This window comes from Kitasatospora sp. NPDC048286, from assembly GCF_043201735.1.
Lineage (GTDB): Bacteria > Actinomycetota > Actinomycetes > Streptomycetales > Streptomycetaceae > Kitasatospora.
This window is the reverse complement of the sequence record NZ_JBICZE010000004.1, coordinates 324,117-343,117: the sequence shown is the minus strand read 5'-3', so window position 1 is coordinate 343,117 and position 19,001 is coordinate 324,117. Positions and strand designations below refer to the sequence as shown.

Here is a 19,001-nt window from a genome sequence, read left to right as displayed (position 1 = left end):
GCCTGCATGGTCCGCGGCGCCCGCGCTTCCTAGGTTGGAGCACGTTGACGACGAGCGACGCAGAACCGAAGGAAGGCCCACCCATGGCACGCCGCCAAGACCGCCGCAGGACCGACGAGTTCGGAACGGACCGGTACGGCCCTGACGGCCACGGCTACGGCCACACCGCGGCCCGGTTCGGCGGCGCCCCGTACACCCCGGCCCCGCAGGCGGCCCCCGCGATCGAGCTGCGCGGGGTGCGCCGCGCCTACGGGCGCGGCGAGGCGACGGTGCAGGCGCTGCGCGGCGTCGACCTGGCGCTCGCCCACGGCAGCTTCACCGCGGTGATGGGCCCCTCCGGCTCCGGCAAGTCCACCTTCCTCCAGTGCGCGGCGGGCCTGGACCGCCCGGACGCCGGGCAGGTCCTGTTGGGCGGCGAGGACATCACCGCGCTCGGCGAGGACCGGCTGACCAAGCTGCGCCGCAGCCGGATCGGCTTCGTCTTCCAGTCCTTCAACCTGCTGCCCTCGCTGACCGTCCAGCAGAACGTGCTGCTCCCGCAGCGCCTCGCCGGGGAGCGCCAGGACCGCGCCCGGGCGCGGGAGCTGCTGGCGCGGGTGGGCCTCGGCGAGCACGCCGGGCGGCGGCCCGGCCAGCTCTCCGGCGGCCAGCAGCAGCGGGTGGCGATCGCCCGCGCGCTGATCACCCGCCCGGACGTGGTGTTCGCCGACGAGCCGACCGGCGCGCTGGACACCCGGACCGCGCACGAGGTGCTGTCCCTGCTGCGGCAGGCCGTGGACTCGCTCGGCGCGACGGTGGTGATGGTGACCCACGACCCGGTGGCGGCCTCCTTCGCCGACCGGGCGCTGTTCCTGGCCGGCGGCGCGATCGTCGACGACCTGCCGCACCCGACCCCGCAGGCCGTCGCGGACCGGATGGTCGCGCTGACCGCCCGCCCGGTGGGAGCGGCGGCATGACGAACGGACTCGCGCGCGCCTCGGTGCGCTTCCGGCCCGCGTCCTTCGTGGGCACCCTGGTCGCCCTGCTGCTGGGCGCCGCCGTGGTGGTCGCCTGCGGCGTGCTGCTGCAGACCGGCCTGACCGCGAGCCTCGCGCCGACCCGCTACGCGGCCGCCCCGGTGGTGGTCGCGGCCGAGCAGAGCGTGAAGTTCCAGCGGAAGATCGGCGAGGACACCGAGACCGAGGAGCAGGCCGTCCCGGAGCGGGCCCGGACGGACGCCGCGCTGGTCGCCCGGCTGGCCGCCCTGCCCGGGGTCACGGCCGCCCGCCCGGACACGGCCTTCCCGCTGCCCGCCACCGACCGGGCGCCGGCCCTGACCGGCCGGGGCTTCGCCGCGCTCGGCATCGCCGGGCCGGGCGACAAGCTGGTCGAGGGCCGCGCCCCCGGCGCGAACGAGGTGGTGCTGGACGCCGACACGGCGCACGCCGCCCACCTCGCGCCCGGCGCCCGCCTCACGCTCACCGCGCCCGGCGGCACCGCGGACTACCGGGTCTCCGGCCTGGCCGCCGCCCAACAGGCCGGCCCCACCGCCTGGTTCGCCGACGCCACCGCCGACCGCCTCTCCGGCCACCCCGGCCGGATCGACGCCGTCGCCGTACAGCCCCGCGAGGGCGTCACCACCGCCGCGCTCGCCGCGCAGGTCCGCCAGGCCGTCGGCGGCGAGGCCAGGACCTTCACCGGGGACGACCGGAGCACCGTCGAGCACCCCGCCCTCGGCGACGCCCGCACCATGCTGATCGCGCTCGGCGGCACCTTCGGCGGCTACGCCACCATGACCGCGGTCTTCGTGGTGATGAGCACCGTCGCCCTCGCCACCGGCCAGCGCGCCCGCGAGTTCGCCCTGCTGCGCGCCATCGGCGCGACCCCGCGCCAGATCCGCCGCACCATCGCCGCCGAGGCGATGCTGGTCGCACCGCTCGCCGCGGCCCTCGGCGTCCTGCCCGGACTCGCCCTCGCCCGCTGGTGGTTCGGCCAACTGGTCGAGCGCGGCGCCGTCCCCGCGGACGTCCGCCTGGACGTCGGCCCACTGCCGATGCTCGCCGCCGTCCTCGCCTGCACCCTCGCCGCGCTGACCGCCGGCTTCCTGGCCGCCCGCCGGCCGTCCCGGATGCGGGCCGCCCAGGCGCTCGGCGAGGCCGCCGTCGAGCCGCCCCGCCTGGGCCGGGTGCGTACCGTCCTCGGGCTGGTCTTCGTCGCCGGTGGCATCGCGGCCGCCGCCGTCGCCACCGCCCTGGACGGCGCCAAGGCCGCCCAGACCGCGCTCGGCGTGGTGATGTGCTTCATGCTGGCCGTCGCCCTGCTCGGCCCCTGGCTGGCCCGGGCCGCCGCCGTGGTGCTCGGCGCCCCGCTGCGGGCCGGCGGCGCGCCCGGCTCGCTGGCCGCCGACAACACCCGCGCCAACGCCCGCCGGCTGGCCTCGGCGATCACCCCGATCGTGCTGGTCACCGCCTTCTGCGGCACCCTGTTGATCCTCCAGAGCACCGTGCGCCACACCACCGGCGAGAACGTCCGGGCCGGTGTCACCGCCGACCACGTGATCGCCTCCACCGGCCCCGGCCTGCCCGCCGGGACGGCCGAGCGGGCCGCCCGGGTGCCCGGCGTGGACACCGCCGTCGGCGTGCTGCGCACCGGAGTCGTCTTCGAGAACGCCGGCCAGCCGGGCTCCGCCCCCGTGCTCGGCGTCGACGGCGACCCGGCCCGGCTGCCGAAGGTGCTCGACCTGGGCGTGCGCAGCGGCACGCTCGCCGACCTCGGCCGCGCCCCCGACACCATCGCGCTGAGCGCCACCATGGCCGACGCGTTCGGCGCCGGGGTCGGCGACCGGGTGAAGCTCTGGCTCGGCGACGGCACCGCCGTGCGGCCCGCCGTGGTCGCGGTGTACGACCGCGGGCTCGGCGTCGGCCAGGCGCTGCTGCCCCGGGCCGCGGTGGCCACGCACGTCACCACCGGGTACGACAACCAGGTGCTGGTCGCCGACGCGCCGGGCGCCGACCCCGCGGCGGTGGCCGCCGGACTGGGCGCCCTGACCGGGGCCACCGTGACCGACCGGGCCGGTTTCGTCGCCCAGGCCGACAGGGACCTGGAGATCAGCGGCTGGGCCAACACCGTGATGGCCGCCGTGCTCGGCGGGTTCGCCGCCGTCAGCGCCGCCAACACCCTGGTGATGACGGTGCTGGACCGGCGCCGCGAGGTCGCGCTGCTGCGACTGGCCGGCACCACCCGGCGCCAGGTGCGCGGCATGATGCGCTGGGAGGCGCTGCTGGTCGCCTCGACCGGGCTGGCGGTCGGCGCGGTGATCGCCGGGATCACCCTGGTGCCGGTCGCCCGGGGCGTGGCCAACTCCGCCCCGTACGTGCCGCCGATGCTCGCCCTGCCGCTGGCCGCCGGAGCCGTGCTGCTCTGCCTCGCGGCGACCGGGGCGCCGGTCAGGGCACTGCTGCGGACCCGGCCGGCGGCGCTGGGCGCGGCACGCCAGTAGCGGCGAAGCGGAAGCGGGACGCGGGAGAGGGGTGTGCTCGAGGACGGCTCGGGCGCACCCCTCGTTCGGGTGAGGACGTCGGCCCGAGTGGGTGGCAAACGAAACCACCGGAAGCACCAACGGGCCCTATTCGGGCCGATCGTGACGTCTGGTCAGTTACGCTCTCGCCCGCCCCGCCCGACCTCGACGCAGAGAGTAGCCCGACATGAGCAGTCCTCCTGCCGCCCCGGCACCCCGCTGGCCGCTGATCCTGCTGCGCATCTCCACCACGCTGCTGGCGCTGCTGTCACTGCTCCAGGTCGTGCTCGCCGGAAGCTTCCTGAACGGCACCTACGCATCCCTGAAGGACCACGAGGGCACCGCGATGGTGCTGGCCACCGTGGTGGTGGTCCAGCTCGCGGTGGCCGTCGCCGTCCGGTGGCCCGGCCGGGGCCCGCTCCGGCCGCTGTGGACCACCGCGCTGCTCGCCGTCGCCGTCACCGGCCAGATCGTCGCCGGCTACGCCCGGGCGCTCGGCGTGCACGTCACGCTCGGCGTCCTGCTGGTCAGCGGTGTGCTGTTCGGCCTGGCCGGCGCCTGGCGGCTGCCGCTGCCGGCCCGGGACACGCGGGCGGCCGGCGGCCCGGACGGCACCGGACGGCTGCCGCGCCCCGGCGGGCCGGTGGAGGTGTCCCAGTGAACCGGCGCCGGTTCCTGGGCATCGGCGCCTCCGTCCTCGGCGCGGGCGCCCTGGCCGCCGCCGCCCCCTCCGCCGCCCGGCTGCTCGCCGAGGGCCGCCCCGGGCAGCTGCTGCGCAGCGAGCTCGACCTTCCGGGAGCCTTCCGGACCGCGCTGCCGCTGCCGCCCGAGCTGCGGCCGGTGCGCACCGACACGACCGGCGACCACTACGAGATCACCCAGCAGGTCGCGACGCTGGAGATCCTCCCCGGGGTGAAGACCGAGGCCTGGACGTACGGGGGCGGCTTCCCCGGGCCGACCCTGGTCGCCCGCTCCGGGCGGGCGGCGGTGGTCAGGCACCGCAACGAGCTGCCGGTGCCCACGACGACCCACCTGCACGGCGGGCACACCCCGGCGGACAGCGACGGCTACCCGGTGGACCTGCTGCTGCCGGTCGGGACGTCGGACGACGAAGCCCGGCGGATGGCGGACATAGCAGACATGGCAGGCATGCCGGGCATGGCAGGGATGCCGGGAATGCGCCACGTGGCGGGCAGGAACGTCACCGGCGAGCGCACGTACACCTATCCGGGCAAGCAGCGCGCCGCCACCCTCTGGTACCACGACCACCGGATGGGCTTCACCGGTCCTGCCGTCTGGCGCGGACTGGCCGGCTTCCACCTCGTGCACGACGACGAGGAGGCCGCGCTGCCGCTGCCGCACGGTGAGCGGGACCTGCCGCTGATGATCGCCGACCGCTCCTTCGCCGCCGACGGCTCCTTCCGCTACCCGGCCGTCGACCCGGACCTCGGCGAGCCGGGCGTCACCGACGCCTACGCCAACGGCGTGCTCGGCGACGTCATCCTGGTCAACGGCGCGCCCTGGCCACGACTGGACGTCGACCGGGTCCGCTACCGGCTGCGGCTGCTCAACGCCTCCAACACCCGGCTCTACCGGCTGGAACTCGACCCGCAGCCCACCGGCGGCGACGCCCTGGTCCAGATCGGCTCCGACGGCGGCCTGCTCGCCGCCCCGGTCCGGCACGACGGGATCGAGATCGCGCCCGCCGAACGCTTCGACGTCGTGGTCGACTTCGCCCGCTACGCGCCCGGCACCGAGGTCCGGCTGGTCAACCGCTTCGGCAGCGGCCGGACGGCCGAGGTGATGCGCTTCGACGTCACCGCGCGGCAGGTGACCGACGACGCGACGGTGCCCGACCGGCTCGCCACCGTCGAAGCCCTGGACGCCTCCGCCGCCGTCGCCACCCGCGACTTCGCCTTCCGCCGCAGCCGCGGCGACGGCTGGACCATCAACGGCCGCCTGTACGAGCCCGGCCGGAACATCGCCACACCCGCCCTCGACGAGGTCGAGCTCTGGCGCTTCTCCAGCGACCTGCACCACCCGGTGCACGTCCACCTGAACCAGTTCCAGGTGATCGGCCGCAACGGTGAGGACCCGGGCCCGTACGACGCGGGGTGGAAGGACACCGTGGACCTGCGCCCGGCCGAGGCGGTGGAGGTGCTGGTGCGGTTCACCGACTACGCGGGGGTGTACATGCTGCACTGCCACAACCTGGAGCACGAGGACATGGCGATGATGGCGGACTTCACGGTGCGCTGACGGGCGGATCGCCCCGGCCACCGGAGTGCCGGAGGGCGCGCGCCGCGCCCTCCGGCACTCGTGTTCCGGCGCCGCCGGAGCGCGGTTCCTCAGCCGACCGGCGGCCGTACCCTCGCGACCAGCAGCGCCGCGGCGACCAGCAGGCCGGCGCAGTAGTACGGCCCGAGGCCGCCGGGAGCGGTGCCGAGGGTGGCGGCGGCGAGCAACGGACCGGCGGTGGCACCGAGGTTGAGCGCGGTGGTGGCGTAGGCACCGGCCAGGGTGGGGGCGCCGGCCGCCTCGTACAGCACCCGGGTGATCAGCGTGCCGCCGACCGCGAAGGATAGCGCGCCCAGCAGGAACACCAGGGGCAGCAACGCGCCGGGTGCGTCGGCCAGGACGGCGAGCGCGGGCCAGCCCGCGAGCAGCAGCGGGCCGCCGACGGCGAGGAGCCGGCCGGGGTGCCGGTCCGCGAGCCGCCCGGCGACGGTGACCCCGGTGAACGACCCGGCGCCGAACAGCACCAGGGCGACCGGCACCCACGGCTCGCCCAGCCCGGCGGGGCCGGTCACCACGGGGGCGAGGAAGGTGAAGCCGCCGAAGGTCGCCGCGTTCACCAGCGCGGCGACCAGCATCGCGCGGAGCAGCCGCGGGCGGCGCAGCTCGGCGAACTCCGTGCGCAGCGCCGGGGCCGGAGACAGGGGTGCCGAAGTGACCGTCGGCGGAAGGTACGTGGCGATCCCGACGGCGGCCGGAAGGCAGAGCAGTGCGACGGCCCAGAACACGGCCCGCCACCCGAACAGCGTGCCCAGCACCGCTCCGCCGGGGACGCCGGCCACGGTCGCCACCGTCGTGCCCGACAGCAGCACGGCGATCGCCCGTCCCTTGCGGTCCGCCGGGACCAGCGCGGCGGCGGTGGTCAGGGCCACCGCCAGGAACCCGGCGTTGGCGAGCGCGGCCACCACCCGGGTGACGAGCAGCACCGGGAAGCTCGTGGTCACGGCCCCGACAGCGTGCGCCGCCGCGAAGGACAGGACGAACCCGAGCAGGCTGCCGCGCCCAGGCCGGCCGCGGGTGAGCGTGGCCATCAGCGGCGCGCCGACGGCCATCCCGACCGCGAAGGCCGAGGTCAGCCCGCCGGCCGTACCGACGGTGACGCCGAGGTCGGCGGCCAGGCCGGGCAGCAGCCCGGCGAGCATGAACTCCGAGGTGCCCATGGCGAACACGGCCAGGGCGAGCGGATAGAGGGGGAGGGGCATCGAGAGACTCCGAGGAGGCGGAGGGAACGAGGACGGGGACGTCTCGTCACCGCACGCTCAACCCCCGGGCGGCGCAGGCGCGGCGCTCGCTCGGACCTCGGTGGTTCCAGGCTCTCCGGGGTTCAGGGGGCTGACGGCGCGTGACCGAAAGCCCCCACCCTGGATGCCTCAGGGCTCGACATGCCCGCAGGCTATCGGATCACCCGTCATCGAGGCACCCGGTTGCTCGACGGGTTCTCGCCGTAAGTGATCAGGCGTCATATATCCATCGAACAGGGAAATTTGGCGGATTTGGCGTGGATGCGTGCGGGGTTTGCGATCAACTCGGTGCCTCCATGGCGGCAAATTTGGCCAATTGTTGTTCGTTTTTGACCGGTTCGGGAGGTCAAGTGCGCTACCTGACACCGAAGTTGTTCTCAATGGAGTGCGGGCGTGCCCTGGCGGGCTCCCCGCGGGATCGAAGGGGAGGACCTCCATGCCTGACATCGACCTCGGCGAAGCGGACAACTGGACGCAAGGCGACTGGCACGGTCGCGTCAAGCTGCGGCAGAACCAGGTCTACCCGGGCACGCCGAAGAAGGACGTGCTCATCAGCGGTCCGGGCAGCATCGAGCTGCCGGTCAACACGAACGTGGAAGTGGACCACGCGAAGAACAAGTTCTACTTCACGACCTACTGGGGCGGCACGAAGAAGATCGTCGCGATCCTCGATGCGGACGGCAACCTGTACCTCGCCGGCAATGTGACCGAGGTCAAGTACCAGCGCGACCTGGACTACTAGGCGGCTGCGCGCTCCACACGGCCCCGAGGTCCGCGCACTCTCCGGAGTGCGCGGACCTCCGTCGTTCCGGCGGACCGGACCACGGCGCCGGCGGCTCAGGGCACCAGCACCCGCAGGGCGTCCCTGACCACCGCGACGTCCACCGGGAGCGAGGTGATGAACTCCCCGTCGGCGTAGGCGGTGATGCCGGGGGACTCGATCCGCAGGGACTCCGTACGCAGCGTGGTGACCTCCGGGTGGGTGATGTGGGTGCCCTTGAAGAGCGTCGGGAAGAAGCGGGCGATGCGCAGCCGGGGCATGGCGTCGACCAGGGTGACGTCGAGCAGGCCGTCGTCGGGAAGGGCGGCGGGGCAGATCAGCATGCCGCCGCCGTAGCTGCGGGTGTTGCCGACGGCGGCCAGGGTCAGGTCGCGTTCGATGACGGTGCCGTCGGCGAGGGTGATCCGGAACGGCAGCGGGCGCAGGTTGGCGAACTCGACGGCGATGGCGAGATTGTAGCGCATCCGGCCGCGCGGCCAGCGCAGCCGGTTGGCGCGGTCGCTGACCAGCGAGTCGAAGCCGGTGGCGAGGACGGAGCCGTACCAGCGGACGGCGCCGTCGGGGCCGGTGACCCGGCCGAGGTCGACGCCGCGGGTGCGCCCGGCGGCGATGACGTCGGCGGCGGCCTCGGGGGCGTCGAGCGGCAGCCCGTACTCACGGGCGTGGTCGTTGCCGGTGCCCGCTGGTATGACGCCGAGCGGCACGGGGGTGCCGGCCAGGGCCTGGAGGGCGAGGTTGATCATGCCGTCACCACCGACCACGGCCACCGCGTCCACCCCGTCGGCCGCCGCCTCACGGGCGAGGCGGACGGCGTCCTCGGGGGAGCGCCCGGCGTGCGGGTCGACCTGGACGCCGAGGGCCCGCAGCCGGGCGGTGGCCCGGTGGGCGGCGGGCTCGGCGTGGCCGATGCCCGCCGCCGGGTTGGTGAGAACGGCGACCCTGCGGACGGTTCTCACCTCGTTCAAGGGATCAACTTGCCCGGGTTGAGGATGCCCGCCGGGTCGAGTTCGGCCTTGACGGCGCGCAGGATGCGCACGCCCAGGTCGCCGATCTCGTCGGTCATCCACGGCCGGTGGTCGGCGCCGACGGCGTGGTGGTGGCTGATGGTGCCGCCCGCGCCGATGATGGCGTCCCCGGCGGCGCGCTTGGCGACGCCCCAGCGGCTGAGCGGGTCCTCGCCGAGGGCGGAGACCACGGTGAAGTAGAGCGAGGCGCCGGTCGGGTAGACGTGCGAGATGTGGCAGAGCACGAGGGCGCCGGGCAGGGCCCCGGTGAGCGCCTCGGTGACGGCGGTGCGCAGGTGGGGGAGCCGCTCCCAGGTGGCGGCGGTCTCCAGGGTCTCGCAGAGCGCGCCGGCGCCGAGCAGGGAGTCGCGCAGGTAGGGGGCGTTGAACCGGCCGTGCTCCCAGGCCCGGGCGGGGGCCTCGCCGAGCGAGGTGCCGCCGGCGGCGAGCAGGGCGTCGCGGGTGAGCTGCTGCCGGGCGGCGACCTGGGCGGCGCTGCCCTCGAAGACGGTGACGGCCAGGCAGCCGCTGACCGCCGGGGCGCCGCCGATCTGCTCGGTCATCGCCAGGTTGATCATGGTCTCGGCCTCGTCGGAGAGCCGGATCACGGTCGGGCCGGTGCCCTGCTGCTCGACGGCGCGCAGCGCGGCCGTCCCGGTGGCGAAGTCGGGGAAGCTCCACGCCTCGTACGCCTTGACGGCGGGCAGCGGGTGGACGCGCAGCCGGACGGCGGTGATCACGCCGAGGGTGCCCTCGGAGCCGAGGAAGAGCTGGCGCAGGTCGGGGCCGGCGGCGGAGGCGGGGGCGCGGCCGAGGTCGAGCACCCCGGCGGGGGTGACGACGCGCAGGCCGCGCACCATCTCGTCGAAGCGCCCGTACCCGGCGGAGTCCTGGCCGGAGGAGCGGGTGGCCGCGAAGCCGCCGATGGTGGCGTAGCGGAAGCTCTGCGGGTAGTGGCCGAGTTCCCAGCCGCGTTCGGCGAGCAGCGCCTCCGCGGCCGGGCCGGTGAGGCCCGCGCCGAGGACGGCCTCGCCGGAGGTCTCGTCCAGGTCGAGCAGCTGGTCGAAGCGGCGCAGGTCGAGCGAGACGACGGCGTCGAGGCCGCCGCGCTCGGGGTCGAGGCCGCCGACGACGCTGGTGCCGCCGCCGAACGGGACGACGGCGATGCGGAGTTCGGCGCACACCGCGAGGACGGCGGCGACCTCCTGCTCGTCGCCGGGCAGCACGACCGCGTCGGGCGCGTCCTGCGCCTCGCGGCTGCGGCGGCGCAGCAGGTCCGGGGTGGACTTGCCGCCGGCGCGCGGCAGCCGGTCGGCGTCGGCGGCGCTGACGTTGGCCTCGCCGACGGCGGCGGCCAGGGCGGCGAGGGCTTCGGCGGAGAGCCGGGACGGGCGCAGCACGACCTCGTCGGCGCTCGGCCCGGGGGCGGCGTCGCCGGTCACGCCGAGGGCCGCGGCGAGCAGTCCCTTGATGTCGGCGGACAGCTCCTTGGCCAGGGCCGGGTCGCCCCAGGCGTCCCACTTCATCGGGGGGAGCGGAAGTGCGGCGCCGGCCGGTCCCGCTTGCGTTTCAGGTGCCATGCGTTACAGTTTCACACATCATGTCAAGTAGTAACGCCGAGCCTCAGCCCCCGGCCGCCGGGGAGCGCAGCACCGACGACGCGATCCTGGACGCCGCCGCCGACCTGATCGTCCACCTCGGCGTGCGCCGCACCCAGCTGGCCGAGATCGCCCGCCGCGCCGGGGTCAGCCGCCCGACCGTCTACCGCCGCTGGCCGGACGTCCAGGCGGTGATCGGCGCACTGCTCACCCGGGAGATCCTGACCACCCTGGACGGCGCCGGACTGGACGTCCACGACCGGGAGACCCTCGTCGACCGGGTCGTGGAGATCGCCGTCCGGCTGCGCGACCACCCGGTGCTCGGCGCACTGCTGCACTCCGACGACTCCGACCTGCTCTTCCGGTACGTCGTCGAGCGGCTCGGCGCCAGCCAGCGCGGCCTGCTGGAGGCACTGCGCACCGGCATCGAGCAGGGCCAGGAGCACGGCTCGATCCGGGCCGGCGAGCCGCTCGAACTGGCCGCCATGGTCCTGCTGATCGCCCAGTCCACCGTCCAGTCGCACCGCATGGTCGCCTCCCTGCTACCCGAGGCGGCCTGGCGGCGCGAACTGGCCAGAGCACTGAACGGATACCTCGCTCCATGACCCCCACCGCAGGCCCGTACGCCGGGACCTCCCGACTCGACGCCGCCCGCCGCACGCTGGAACTCGAAGCGCTCGGTGACGACCCCCGGATCGACCTCCTGGTCATCGGCGGCGGCGTCACCGGCGCCGGCGTGGCCCTGGACGCGGCCTCACGCGGCCTGCGCACGGTGCTGGTCGAGGCCCGCGACCTGGCCTTCGGCACGAGCCGCTGGAGCTCCAAGCTGGTGCACGGCGGCCTGCGCTACCTCGCCTCCGGGCGGATCAAGGTGGCCCGGGAGAGCGCCGTCGAGCGCGGCGTGCTGATGACCCGCACCGCCCCGCACCTGATCCGGGCGCTGCCCCAACTGGTGCCGCTGCTCCCCGACCTGCTGCGCCCCGGCCAGGCCACGCTGATCCGCACCGGCTTCCACGCCGGGGACGCGCTGCGCCTGACGGCCGGCACCCCGGGCGCGCTGCTGCCGCGGGTGCGCCGGATCGACGCCGACCGGACCCGCCGGCTGGCGCCGGGCGTGCGGACCGACGGGCTGCGCGGCGCGCTGGTGGCGCACGACGGTCAACTCGTGGACGACGCCCGGCTGGTGGTCGCACTGGCCAGGACCGCCGCGCAGTACGGGGCGAGCGTGCTGACCAGGGTGCGCGCCGAGCAGGTCACCGGCACCTCGGCCCGGCTGGTCGACACCCTCACCGGGCAGGAACTGGCCGTCCGGGCCGGCGCGGTGGTCAACGCCACCGGCGTCTGGGCGGGCGAGGTGGACACCTCGATCAGGCTCCGGCCCAGCCGGGGCACCCACCTGCTGGTGGACGCGCAGGCGCTCGGCAACCCGACCGCCGCCCTCACCGTGCCGGTGCCCGGCTCCACCAGCCGGTTCGTCTTCGCCCTGCCGCAGCAGCTCGGCCGGGTCGCGATCGGCCTGACCGACGAGGACGCCCCGGGCCCGATCCCGGACGAGCCCCAGCCCACCGAGGCCGAGCTCTCCTTCCTCCTCGACACCGTCAACGCCGCCCTCGAAACCGCTCTGACCAGGGCGGACGTGCGCGGGGCCTACGCCGGGCTGCGCCCGCTGATCGACACCGGGGACGGCAGCACCGCCGACATCTCCCGTGAGCACGCCGTGCTGGAGAACCCGGACGGGGTGGTCACCGTGGTCGGTGGCAAGCTCACCACCTACCGCAAGATGGCCGAGGACGCGGTGGACGCCGCCGTCCGGCTGCGCGGCCTGTCGGCCCGGGCCTGCTGGACGGCCCGGCTGCCGCTGATCGGCGCCCCCGGCCACCGGGACAGCCGCCCGCTGCCCACCGGGGAAGGGGGCGCCGGTCCGGTGCCCGCCTCGCTCGTCGCCCGCCACGGTGGTGCGGCCCACGAGGTGCTGGCGGCGGGGGAGTCGGCGCCGATCGCGGAGGGCCTGGACGTGACCCGCGCCGAGATCGCCTACGCCGTCACCCACGAGGGCGCGCTGGACGTGGCCGACGTGCTCGACCGCCGCACCAGGATCGGGCTGGTCGCGGAGGACGCCGAGCGGGCCCGGAAGGCCGTCGAGGAGATCGTCGGAGAGTGCCGCGGGGCGGGTCAGGAGGGCTGAGCGGCCTGGCCCTAGGGGAGGGGCGCGAGGTCCGGCTCGACCCAGCTCGTCCGGGCGCGCTCGTCCGCGAGCGTCCCGGGCAGGTAGTGGCGGGCGAGCAGGTCCTTGTCGAGCAGGTCGGGGTGGCTTGCCGCGAACGCGTCGAAGTCCGGTGCGTCGTCGGCGTGGTGGGCCACCAGCTCGACCCAGGCCCGGGTCATGGTGACGTGGAACTTCTGCGGCGCGCCGGCCTTGGTGGCGGTGCGCCGGATGCCCTCGCCGATCAGGTCGAGGGCGGCGGTGGCGCCGTGGCGGCGGACGGCGAGCCAGGTGAGCCGGACGTGCTGGCGGTGGCCGAAGCGCTCGGCGTCGGCCATCACCTCGCGCAGCAGCTCGTCGAAGGCGTCCGGGGTGGCGGGGGAAGCGGGGGAGGTCATGCGGAGGCCTTCGGTGGGTGGTGGGGTGGCCGAGGGATCTTAGGGGATCCCGGTATTCCTGGGCAAATGCGAGCAAACCGCCTGAACGGGTGGTCACCAGTGTGCCCGGGCCCGTGCCCCCTGTGCTGCGGGCTCGGGTCGGTACAGCTGATCGCCGTACCGACCCGAGCCCGCCCCCGCTGCTACGCCTCGTTCTTGACCGGCGCCTGGAGGCCCCAGAGGCGGCCGTCGGGGTCGCGGACGGCCGCCATCCGGGTGCCGAAGTGGGTGTCCTCGAACGGGGTCTCCAGCTCCACGCCGTCGGCGGTGCCGAAGGCGTCGGCGTCCGCCACCTTCAGTACCAGCTGGACCTGCGGCTGCCGGTCCGCCGGGATCTCGGCGATGAACAGGCTGGGGCCGGTGCTGCTGCGCAGTCGGCCGGAGTTGTGGTCGGTGGCGAACTCCAGTTCGTAGCCCAGGCCCTGGAAGAACTTCACGGACTTGCCCCAGTTGTGGGTCTCCATGAACACGGCTTCGATGCCCTCGGTGGTCATCTCAGTCCTCCTTGACGGATTTCTCGACGGACTTCTCGGACGGTTGCGCGTGCTGGGCGGCGGGGGCGTCGCCGAGGTAGGCGCGCAGCGCCTCGGCGACCAGTGCCGACAGCGACAGCTCCTGCTCGATGGCGCGGAGCTTGACCTGCTTGATCAGCCCGATCGGCAGGTACACGTTGAACTGCTTCACATCCTCGTCTCCCACGCCCATGATGCTAGCACTCTAGCTTGCTAGCAAGGTAGCCCTGCGAAGGAGTGCGGGCCGAGTGGTGAAGCGGGGTCGGCGGGCCGTCGGGGCCGGCGGGCCGGGGTCAGCGGGCCGTGCGCTCGGGCATCGGGTGTTCGGCGCCGGACAGCTCCAGCACGCAGGAGAGCGGGTGCTCGGCCCGGCCGGTGCGCTCCAGCCGCACCGCGAGCGGCTTCGGCGGCTCCTCGGCGACCTGGGTGGCGAGCGTCAGCGGGTAGGCGCCGTGCCCGTGGACGCGGTGGAAGGCGCACTCCTTGCCGTCGACCAGCACCTCGGTCTCGGTGATCCGGCCGGAGCGGATGTTGACGGTCACCGAGTGCCCGCCCTGGTCGAGGTGGAAGCTGTACCGCTGGCGCATCGGGACCTCCGGCGACCGGGCTGCGACGAGGGGAAATCCACTGATGACAGTTTAGGGCGGCGGGTCGTTAGGGTGCTCGGCATGAGCAGCGCAGCGGGTGGCCTGCGGCCGTACGGGCCGGACGACGAGGTGGCGGAGCACGAGTACGTCCTCGGGCTGCACCGGGTGCCGGTCAAGATGAGGACGGGGCGGAAGGCCGGCCCGGCGCCGCGGTCCGGGCGGCTGGAGGCGTGGGTGGACGGGGGCGCGCTGCGGGCCGTCCTGCGCCGTCTGGGTGCGCGGGCGCTGCCCACCCTCGCCCGGCACGAGCCGGACCTCGACTTCAGCAGCCGGATCGGGCGGCCGTCGATGGCCGGGCTGGTCCGGGAGGTCGAGCGGGTGGACCTGACCCGGCTCCCGGCCGCCGAGCGCGAGGTGCTGAGCCTGCTGCTGGGCTGGGGCCGCAGGTCGCTGGCCGAGGACGGCGCGCTGCGGATCGAGATCGACGCCGGGCAGTGAGTAGCGAGCAGTGAGCGGTTCCCGTGCGCGACCCGGAGAAATTCCCGGGGCGGGCCCACCCGCAGACGGATTCTCGTGATCTCTACAGTGTTGTAGATTCGTCCACAGGGAGAGATCAGAGGAGGGCATTGTGGGAGTTTCGCTGGCCAAGGGCGGCAACGTCTCGCTGAGCAAGGAGGCGCCCGGTCTGAGCGCCGTGATCGTCGGTCTCGGCTGGGACGTGCGCACCACCACCGGGGCCGACTACGACCTGGACGCCAGTGCGCTGCTGTGCAACGCGCTGGGCAAGGTGGTCTCGGACCAGCACTTCGTCTTCTTCAACAACCTCCGCAGCCCCGAGGGTTCGGTCGAGCACAGTGGCGACAACCTGACCGGCGGCGGGGACGGGGACGACGAGCAGATCAAGGTCGACCTGGACCGCGTCCCGGCCGACGTGGCCAAGGTGGTCTTCCCGGTGTCGATCTACGACGCCGACGCCCGGCTGCAGAACTTCGGCCAGGTGCGCAACGCGTTCATCCGGATCGTCAACCAGGCCAACGGCCTGGAGATCGCGCGCTACGACCTGACCGAGGACGCCTCCACCGAGACGGCGATGGTCTTCGGCGAGCTGTACCGCAACGGCAACGAGTGGAAGTTCCGCGCCATCGGCCAGGGCTACGCCTCCGGCCTGCGCGGCATCGCGACCGACTACGGCGTCAACGTCTGATCGTCCGCAGTGATCTGACGGGGTTTCGGCGGTCTCGGCGGCCGCGGCGAGCGCTCAGCCCGTCCGGCCGAGTGCGTGGCCGCCGAAACCCCCGCCGCCGGTGAACTGTTGCTGCCACCAGGCGGTCATGGCCGGCTCGTCCATCCCCGACCAGTCCGGCGCCGCGGTGACCTGGGCCCGGCCGAGGGTGCGGCCCAGCTCCACCAACTCCCGCCCGGACGCCGTCCGTTCGCGGTCGTAGGCGGCCAGCAGGGCCGGCCAGGAGCCGTGCTCCCGTCCGGCCAGCTCGAAGGCGTGGGCGTCCTGCACCGCCTTCACCACGCCGCTGGTGTTGTGCGGGCGCACCACGGTGGCCGCGTCCCCGCCGATCAGCAGCCGGCCGGCCGTGCGGTGCGGGGCCGCCAGGTCGTAGATCGGCTGCAGGAAGGTCCGTTCGCGCGGGGTCAGGGTGACCAGGCCGGCCCAGTACGGCGGCAGGTGTCGCTCGGCGAGCTGCCGCAGTTCGTCCAACTGTCCGTCGCCGAGGGTGCCCGCCGGGATGCTGGTCGGGCCGTCGAGTCGTAGCCAGGCGGGGGTGGGGGCGTAGAAGACCCAGTTCACCTGGGTGCGGCCGGGCTCGACCCCGGGGATGCGGTAGATGACCACCTGGCCGCCGGGGTAGCAGGCGGTGACGCCCTGGTCCTCGGGCCAGGGTGCCGCGCCGCCGGGCAGTTCGGCCAACAGGGCGGAGTCGTAGCTGCCGCGCCAGCACACGTACCCGGCGTACTCGGGCCCGGCCTGTGGGCAGACGGCGGCGCGGACCACCGAGCGGTAGCCGTCGGCGCCGATCACCAGGTCGTACTCCTCGCGGCCGCGACCCGCTTCGACCCAGGCGCCGTCCCGGCCGTTGCCGACGGCCGTCACGGTGGCGCCCAGCCGGAACTCGACCTGCTCGGGCGTCCGTTCGCGCAGCGCCTGCCAGAGCACGCCCCAGTGGTGGGAGTGGAACGGGAAGGGCTGGGCCCAGAGCAGCCGCCCGCAGCCGTCCGGTCCGTCGCCCTCGCCGGCCGCGCCGCGGGTGACCCAGCGGCGGACGGTGAGCCGGTGGCGGCGGGTGTCGGCGTCGAGGTGCCCGGCCTGGACCAGTTCGTCGAAGCGGTCGTCGTGGGTGCACAGCCCCACGCCGCGGTCCTCCAGGCGGCCGGGGCTGCGTTCCAGCACCACCACCCGTTCCGCGCCGAGCCGGGCGGCGGCGCCGGCGAAGGCGCTCCCGGCGATGCTGCCCCCGACCACGGCCACCGAGCCACCCTGCACAGTCGCCCCTCTCTCGAGCTCGCGATGTCCCCCGCCCTGTCCGGGACACGACGATACGCCGCCCGTCCGCTCCGGGCGCCGTGTTCTGCGCCATCCGGAGGGCGCATCGGAGCGGACCTCCGGGCTTTATGCAACTAGTTGCATAACCCGTCGCCCGTCCCCTACTCTGCGGTAACCAACGACCCCCGCCCGCGCCCCAGGAGACGTCGATGAGCGCCCACCCCGGCAGCAGCCGCTACCCGCACCTGCTCAGCCCGCTCGACCTCGGCTTCACCACCCTGCCCAACCGCGTGATCATGGGCTCGATGCACGTCGGCCTGGAGGAGGCCCCCGGCGGCTACGAGCGGATGGCCGCCTTCTACGCCGAGCGGGCCCGCGGCGGCGTCGGCCTGATCGTCACCGGCGGCATCGCCCCCAACGAGGCCGGGCGCCCCTGGGAGGGCGGCGCGATGCTGACCACCGAGGAGGAGGCCGACAAGCACCGGACGGTCACCGACGCGGTGCACGCCGCCGGCGGGAAGATCGCCCTGCAGATCCTGCACTTCGGCCGCTACGCCTACCACCGCGACCTCGTCGCCCCCAGCGCGATCCAGGCCCCGATCAGCCCCTTCACGCCCAACGAGCTCACCGCCGAGCAGGTCGAGCAGACCATCGAGGACTTCGCCCGCTGTGCCGAACTCGCCCGCCGCGCCGGGTACGACGGCGTCGAGATCATGGGCTCCGAGGGCTACCTGATCAACGAGTTCATCGTCGCCGCCACCAACCACCGCGAGGACGAGTGGGGCGGGGCGTACGAGCAGCGGATGCGCTTCCCGGTGGAGATCGTCCGCCGGGTCCGCGAACGGGTCGGCGAGGACTTCGTCATCGTCTACCGGCTCTCCATGCTCGACCTGGTCCCCGGCGGCTCCACCCTGGAGGAGGTCGTGCGGCTCGCCCAGGCCGTCGAGGCCGCCGGGGCGACCATCATCAACAGCGGCATCGGCTGGCACGAGGCCCGCATCCCCACCATCGCCACCTCGGTGCCGCGCGGCGCCTTCGCCTGGGTGACGAAGGAGGTGATGGGCAAGGTCGGCATCCCGCTGGTCACCACCAACCGCATCAACACCCCCGAAATCGCCGAGAAGCTGCTCGCCGAGGGCAGTGCCGACCTGGTCTCGATGGCCCGCCCGCTGCTCGCCGACGCCGACTTCGTCGCCAAGGCCAGGGCGGACCGCGCCGAGGCCATCAACACCTGCATCGGCTGCAACCAGGCCTGCCTCGACCACACCTTCAGCCTCCAGATCACCTCCTGCCTGGTCAACCCGCGCGCCTGCCACGAGACCGAACTCGTCCTCGGGCCCACGCGGTCGCGCAAGCGGATCGGCGTCGTCGGGGCGGGCCCGGCCGGACTCGCGTTCGCCGTCTCCGCCGCCGAACGCGGCCACGACGTCACGCTGTACGACGCCGCCGAGACGATCGGCGGGCAGCTGAACATCGCCCGGCGCATCCCCGGCAAGGAGGAGTTCGACGAGACGCTGCGCTACTTCCGCACCCGGCTGGCCGAGTTGGCCGTCACGCTGCGGCTCGGCGCGACCGTCACCGCCGAGCAGCTGGCCGGGCACGGCCACGACGAGATCGTGCTCGCCACCGGCGTCACCCCGCGAACTCCCGCCGACATCCCGGGAATCGACCACCCCAGCGTGCTCGGCTACCTCGACGTGCTGCGCGACGGCGCGCCGGTCGGCGAGCGGGTCGCCATCCTTGGCGCGGGCGGCATCGGCTTCGACGTGGCCGAGTTCCTCACCGACCCGGGTGACGCGGCAAGCCTCAACCCGCCCGCGTTCCAGGCCAAGTGGGGCATCGACCCGGAGTACCGCGAGCGCGGCGGGCTGCGCGCCCCGGAGCGGCCGAAGCCCCCGCGCAGCGTCCACCTGCTCCAGCGCAAGACCACCAAGGTCGGTGCCGGCCTCGGCAAGACCACCGGCTGGATCCACCGCACCGAACTGAAGCACCGCGGCGTGGTGATGGTCCCCGGCGTCACCTACGAGCTGATCGACGACGCCGGGCTGCACCTCACCGTGGACGGCGAGCGCCAACTCCTGCCCGTGGACACCGTCGTGCTCTGCACCGGCCAGGAGCCGCGCCGCGACCTGTACGAGGCGCTGCGCGAGCGCGGCCTGTCGGCGCACCTGATCGGCGGCGCGGACGTGGCCGCCGAACTGGACGCCAAGCGCGCCATCAAGCAGGGCACCAAGCTGGCCGCCTCGCTCTGAGGTCCCGCGCCCCCGGGTCGGCGTCCCGCGGTGCGAGCCGCGGGACGCCGGTCGTGAAACCACTGGCGGCCCGCCCGCCGGGTGTTGCTAGGATCCGC

18 protein-coding genes are annotated in these 19,001 nt (G+C 74.5%); 10 read left to right on the top strand and 8 right to left on the bottom strand.

All coding sequences use genetic code 11. The features are described from left to right. Window positions 1-83 precede the first annotated feature (83 nt). The 4 genes from ACGF13_RS12175 (at window position 84) to ACGF13_RS12160 (ending at window position 5,755) form a co-directional block, all read left to right on the top strand. The gene (locus tag ACGF13_RS12175; RefSeq protein WP_392872472.1) at window positions 84-956 is read left to right on the top strand and encodes an ABC transporter ATP-binding protein; all 873 of its coding nucleotides are present in this window, start codon (window positions 84-86) and stop codon (window positions 954-956) included. Next, the gene (locus ACGF13_RS12170) at window positions 953-3,478 is read left to right on the top strand and encodes an FtsX-like permease family protein (RefSeq protein ID WP_392872469.1); all 2,526 of its coding nucleotides are present in this window, start codon (window positions 953-955) and stop codon (window positions 3,476-3,478) included. The genes ACGF13_RS12175 and ACGF13_RS12170 overlap by 4 nt, the downstream gene beginning before the upstream one ends. 205 nt (window positions 3,479-3,683) lie before the next feature. Next, window positions 3,684-4,157, top strand: a complete 474-nt coding sequence (locus ACGF13_RS12165; RefSeq protein WP_392872466.1) for a hypothetical protein — start codon at window positions 3,684-3,686, stop codon at window positions 4,155-4,157. Further along, a complete protein-coding gene (locus ACGF13_RS12160; protein WP_392872463.1) occupies window positions 4,154-5,755 on the top strand; it encodes a multicopper oxidase family protein in 1,602 nt (533 codons plus the stop codon). Before ACGF13_RS12165 ends, ACGF13_RS12160 begins: the two co-directional genes overlap by 4 nt. Before the next feature lie 89 nt (window positions 5,756-5,844). Here ACGF13_RS12160 and ACGF13_RS12155 read toward each other — a convergent pair whose 3' ends face one another. Beyond that, a complete protein-coding gene (locus tag ACGF13_RS12155) occupies window positions 5,845-6,993 on the bottom strand; it encodes a Cmx/CmrA family chloramphenicol efflux MFS transporter (protein WP_392872460.1) in 1,149 nt (382 codons plus the stop codon). Window positions 6,994-7,468: 475 nt separating this feature from the next. Here ACGF13_RS12155 and ACGF13_RS12150 point away from each other — a divergent pair, with 475 nt between their 5' ends. Next, window positions 7,469-7,774, top strand: a complete 306-nt coding sequence (locus tag ACGF13_RS12150; protein ID WP_392872457.1) for a DUF6342 family protein — start codon at window positions 7,469-7,471, stop codon at window positions 7,772-7,774. Window positions 7,775-7,869: 95 nt separating this feature from the next. Here the strand turns inward: ACGF13_RS12150 and ACGF13_RS12145 are convergent, their stop codons facing one another. Continuing rightward, window positions 7,870-8,769: a diacylglycerol kinase gene (locus tag ACGF13_RS12145; protein WP_392872795.1), complete on the bottom strand. Its 900-nt coding sequence runs from the start codon at window positions 8,767-8,769 to the stop codon at window positions 7,870-7,872. 5 nt (window positions 8,770-8,774) lie between these two features. Next, window positions 8,775-10,343, bottom strand: a complete 1,569-nt coding sequence (locus ACGF13_RS12140; RefSeq protein ID WP_392872454.1) for an FAD-binding oxidoreductase — start codon at window positions 10,341-10,343, stop codon at window positions 8,775-8,777. A 74-nt stretch (window positions 10,344-10,417) separates the two neighbouring features. Between ACGF13_RS12140 and ACGF13_RS12135 the strand changes: the two genes are divergently transcribed. Both ACGF13_RS12135 and ACGF13_RS12130 read left to right on the top strand, forming a co-directional pair. Beyond that, window positions 10,418-11,020, top strand: coding sequence for a TetR/AcrR family transcriptional regulator (locus ACGF13_RS12135; RefSeq protein ID WP_392872451.1), 603 nt, complete (start codon window positions 10,418-10,420; stop codon window positions 11,018-11,020). Then, on the top strand, window positions 11,017-12,600 hold the full coding sequence (locus ACGF13_RS12130; protein ID WP_392872448.1) for a glycerol-3-phosphate dehydrogenase/oxidase: 1,584 nt from the start codon (window positions 11,017-11,019) through the stop codon (window positions 12,598-12,600). Before ACGF13_RS12135 ends, ACGF13_RS12130 begins: the two co-directional genes overlap by 4 nt. A gap of 11 nt (window positions 12,601-12,611) precedes the next feature. Here the strand turns inward: ACGF13_RS12130 and ACGF13_RS12125 are convergent, their stop codons facing one another. The 4 genes from ACGF13_RS12125 to ACGF13_RS12110 form a co-directional block, all read right to left on the bottom strand. Beyond that, window positions 12,612-13,016, bottom strand: coding sequence for a hypothetical protein (locus tag ACGF13_RS12125; RefSeq protein WP_392872445.1), 405 nt, complete (start codon window positions 13,014-13,016; stop codon window positions 12,612-12,614). 182 nt (window positions 13,017-13,198) lie between these two features. Then, on the bottom strand, window positions 13,199-13,549 hold the full coding sequence (locus tag ACGF13_RS12120; protein WP_392872442.1) for a VOC family protein: 351 nt from the start codon (window positions 13,547-13,549) through the stop codon (window positions 13,199-13,201). Window position 13,550: 1 nt separating this feature from the next. Continuing rightward, the gene (locus ACGF13_RS12115; RefSeq protein ID WP_392872439.1) at window positions 13,551-13,754 is read right to left on the bottom strand and encodes a CopG family transcriptional regulator; all 204 of its coding nucleotides are present in this window, start codon (window positions 13,752-13,754) and stop codon (window positions 13,551-13,553) included. Between the two features lie 106 nt (window positions 13,755-13,860). Beyond that, complete coding sequence (locus ACGF13_RS12110) at window positions 13,861-14,154, bottom strand: hypothetical protein (RefSeq protein WP_392872437.1); 294 nt, start codon at window positions 14,152-14,154, stop codon at window positions 13,861-13,863. Between the two features lie 81 nt (window positions 14,155-14,235). Between ACGF13_RS12110 and ACGF13_RS12105 the strand changes: the two genes are divergently transcribed. Next, window positions 14,236-14,652, top strand: a complete 417-nt coding sequence (locus ACGF13_RS12105; protein WP_392872434.1) for a hypothetical protein — start codon at window positions 14,236-14,238, stop codon at window positions 14,650-14,652. Window positions 14,653-14,782: 130 nt separating this feature from the next. Beyond that, on the top strand, window positions 14,783-15,358 hold the full coding sequence (locus ACGF13_RS12100) for a TerD family protein (protein WP_049650185.1): 576 nt from the start codon (window positions 14,783-14,785) through the stop codon (window positions 15,356-15,358). Between the two features lie 54 nt (window positions 15,359-15,412). Here ACGF13_RS12100 and ACGF13_RS12095 read toward each other — a convergent pair whose 3' ends face one another. Continuing rightward, a complete protein-coding gene (locus ACGF13_RS12095) occupies window positions 15,413-16,636 on the bottom strand; it encodes an FAD-dependent monooxygenase (protein WP_392872430.1) in 1,224 nt (407 codons plus the stop codon). Window positions 16,637-16,860: 224 nt separating this feature from the next. Here ACGF13_RS12095 and ACGF13_RS12090 point away from each other — a divergent pair, with 224 nt between their 5' ends. Continuing rightward, on the top strand, window positions 16,861-18,903 hold the full coding sequence (locus tag ACGF13_RS12090; RefSeq protein ID WP_392872427.1) for an FAD-dependent oxidoreductase: 2,043 nt from the start codon (window positions 16,861-16,863) through the stop codon (window positions 18,901-18,903). Window positions 18,904-19,001 lie beyond the last annotated feature (98 nt).

Excerpts from the sequence above, each read along its gene's own strand:
- ACGF13_RS12130 (WP_392872448.1), top strand. The coding sequence starts at position 11,017 with ATGACCCCCACCGCAGGCCCGTACGCCGGGACCTCCCGACTCGACGCC.
- ACGF13_RS12135 (WP_392872451.1), top strand. The coding sequence starts at position 10,418 with ATGTCAAGTAGTAACGCCGAGCCTCAGCCCCCGGCCGCCGGGGAGCGC.
- ACGF13_RS12155 (WP_392872460.1), bottom strand. The coding sequence starts at position 6,993 with ATGCCCCTCCCCCTCTATCCGCTCGCCCTGGCCGTGTTCGCCATGGGC.
- ACGF13_RS12150 (WP_392872457.1), top strand. The coding sequence starts at position 7,469 with ATGCCTGACATCGACCTCGGCGAAGCGGACAACTGGACGCAAGGCGAC.
- ACGF13_RS12120 (WP_392872442.1), bottom strand. The coding sequence starts at position 13,549 with ATGACCACCGAGGGCATCGAAGCCGTGTTCATGGAGACCCACAACTGG.
- ACGF13_RS12110 (WP_392872437.1), bottom strand. The coding sequence starts at position 14,154 with ATGCGCCAGCGGTACAGCTTCCACCTCGACCAGGGCGGGCACTCGGTG.
- ACGF13_RS12165 (WP_392872466.1), top strand. The coding sequence starts at position 3,684 with ATGAGCAGTCCTCCTGCCGCCCCGGCACCCCGCTGGCCGCTGATCCTG.
- ACGF13_RS12175 (WP_392872472.1), top strand. The coding sequence starts at position 84 with ATGGCACGCCGCCAAGACCGCCGCAGGACCGACGAGTTCGGAACGGAC.
- ACGF13_RS12090 (WP_392872427.1), top strand. The coding sequence starts at position 16,861 with ATGAGCGCCCACCCCGGCAGCAGCCGCTACCCGCACCTGCTCAGCCCG.
- ACGF13_RS12140 (WP_392872454.1), bottom strand. The coding sequence starts at position 10,343 with ATGAAGTGGGACGCCTGGGGCGACCCGGCCCTGGCCAAGGAGCTGTCC.
- ACGF13_RS12170 (WP_392872469.1), top strand. The coding sequence starts at position 953 with ATGACGAACGGACTCGCGCGCGCCTCGGTGCGCTTCCGGCCCGCGTCC.
- ACGF13_RS12125 (WP_392872445.1), bottom strand. The coding sequence starts at position 13,016 with ATGACCTCCCCCGCTTCCCCCGCCACCCCGGACGCCTTCGACGAGCTG.
- ACGF13_RS12105 (WP_392872434.1), top strand. The coding sequence starts at position 14,236 with ATGAGCAGCGCAGCGGGTGGCCTGCGGCCGTACGGGCCGGACGACGAG.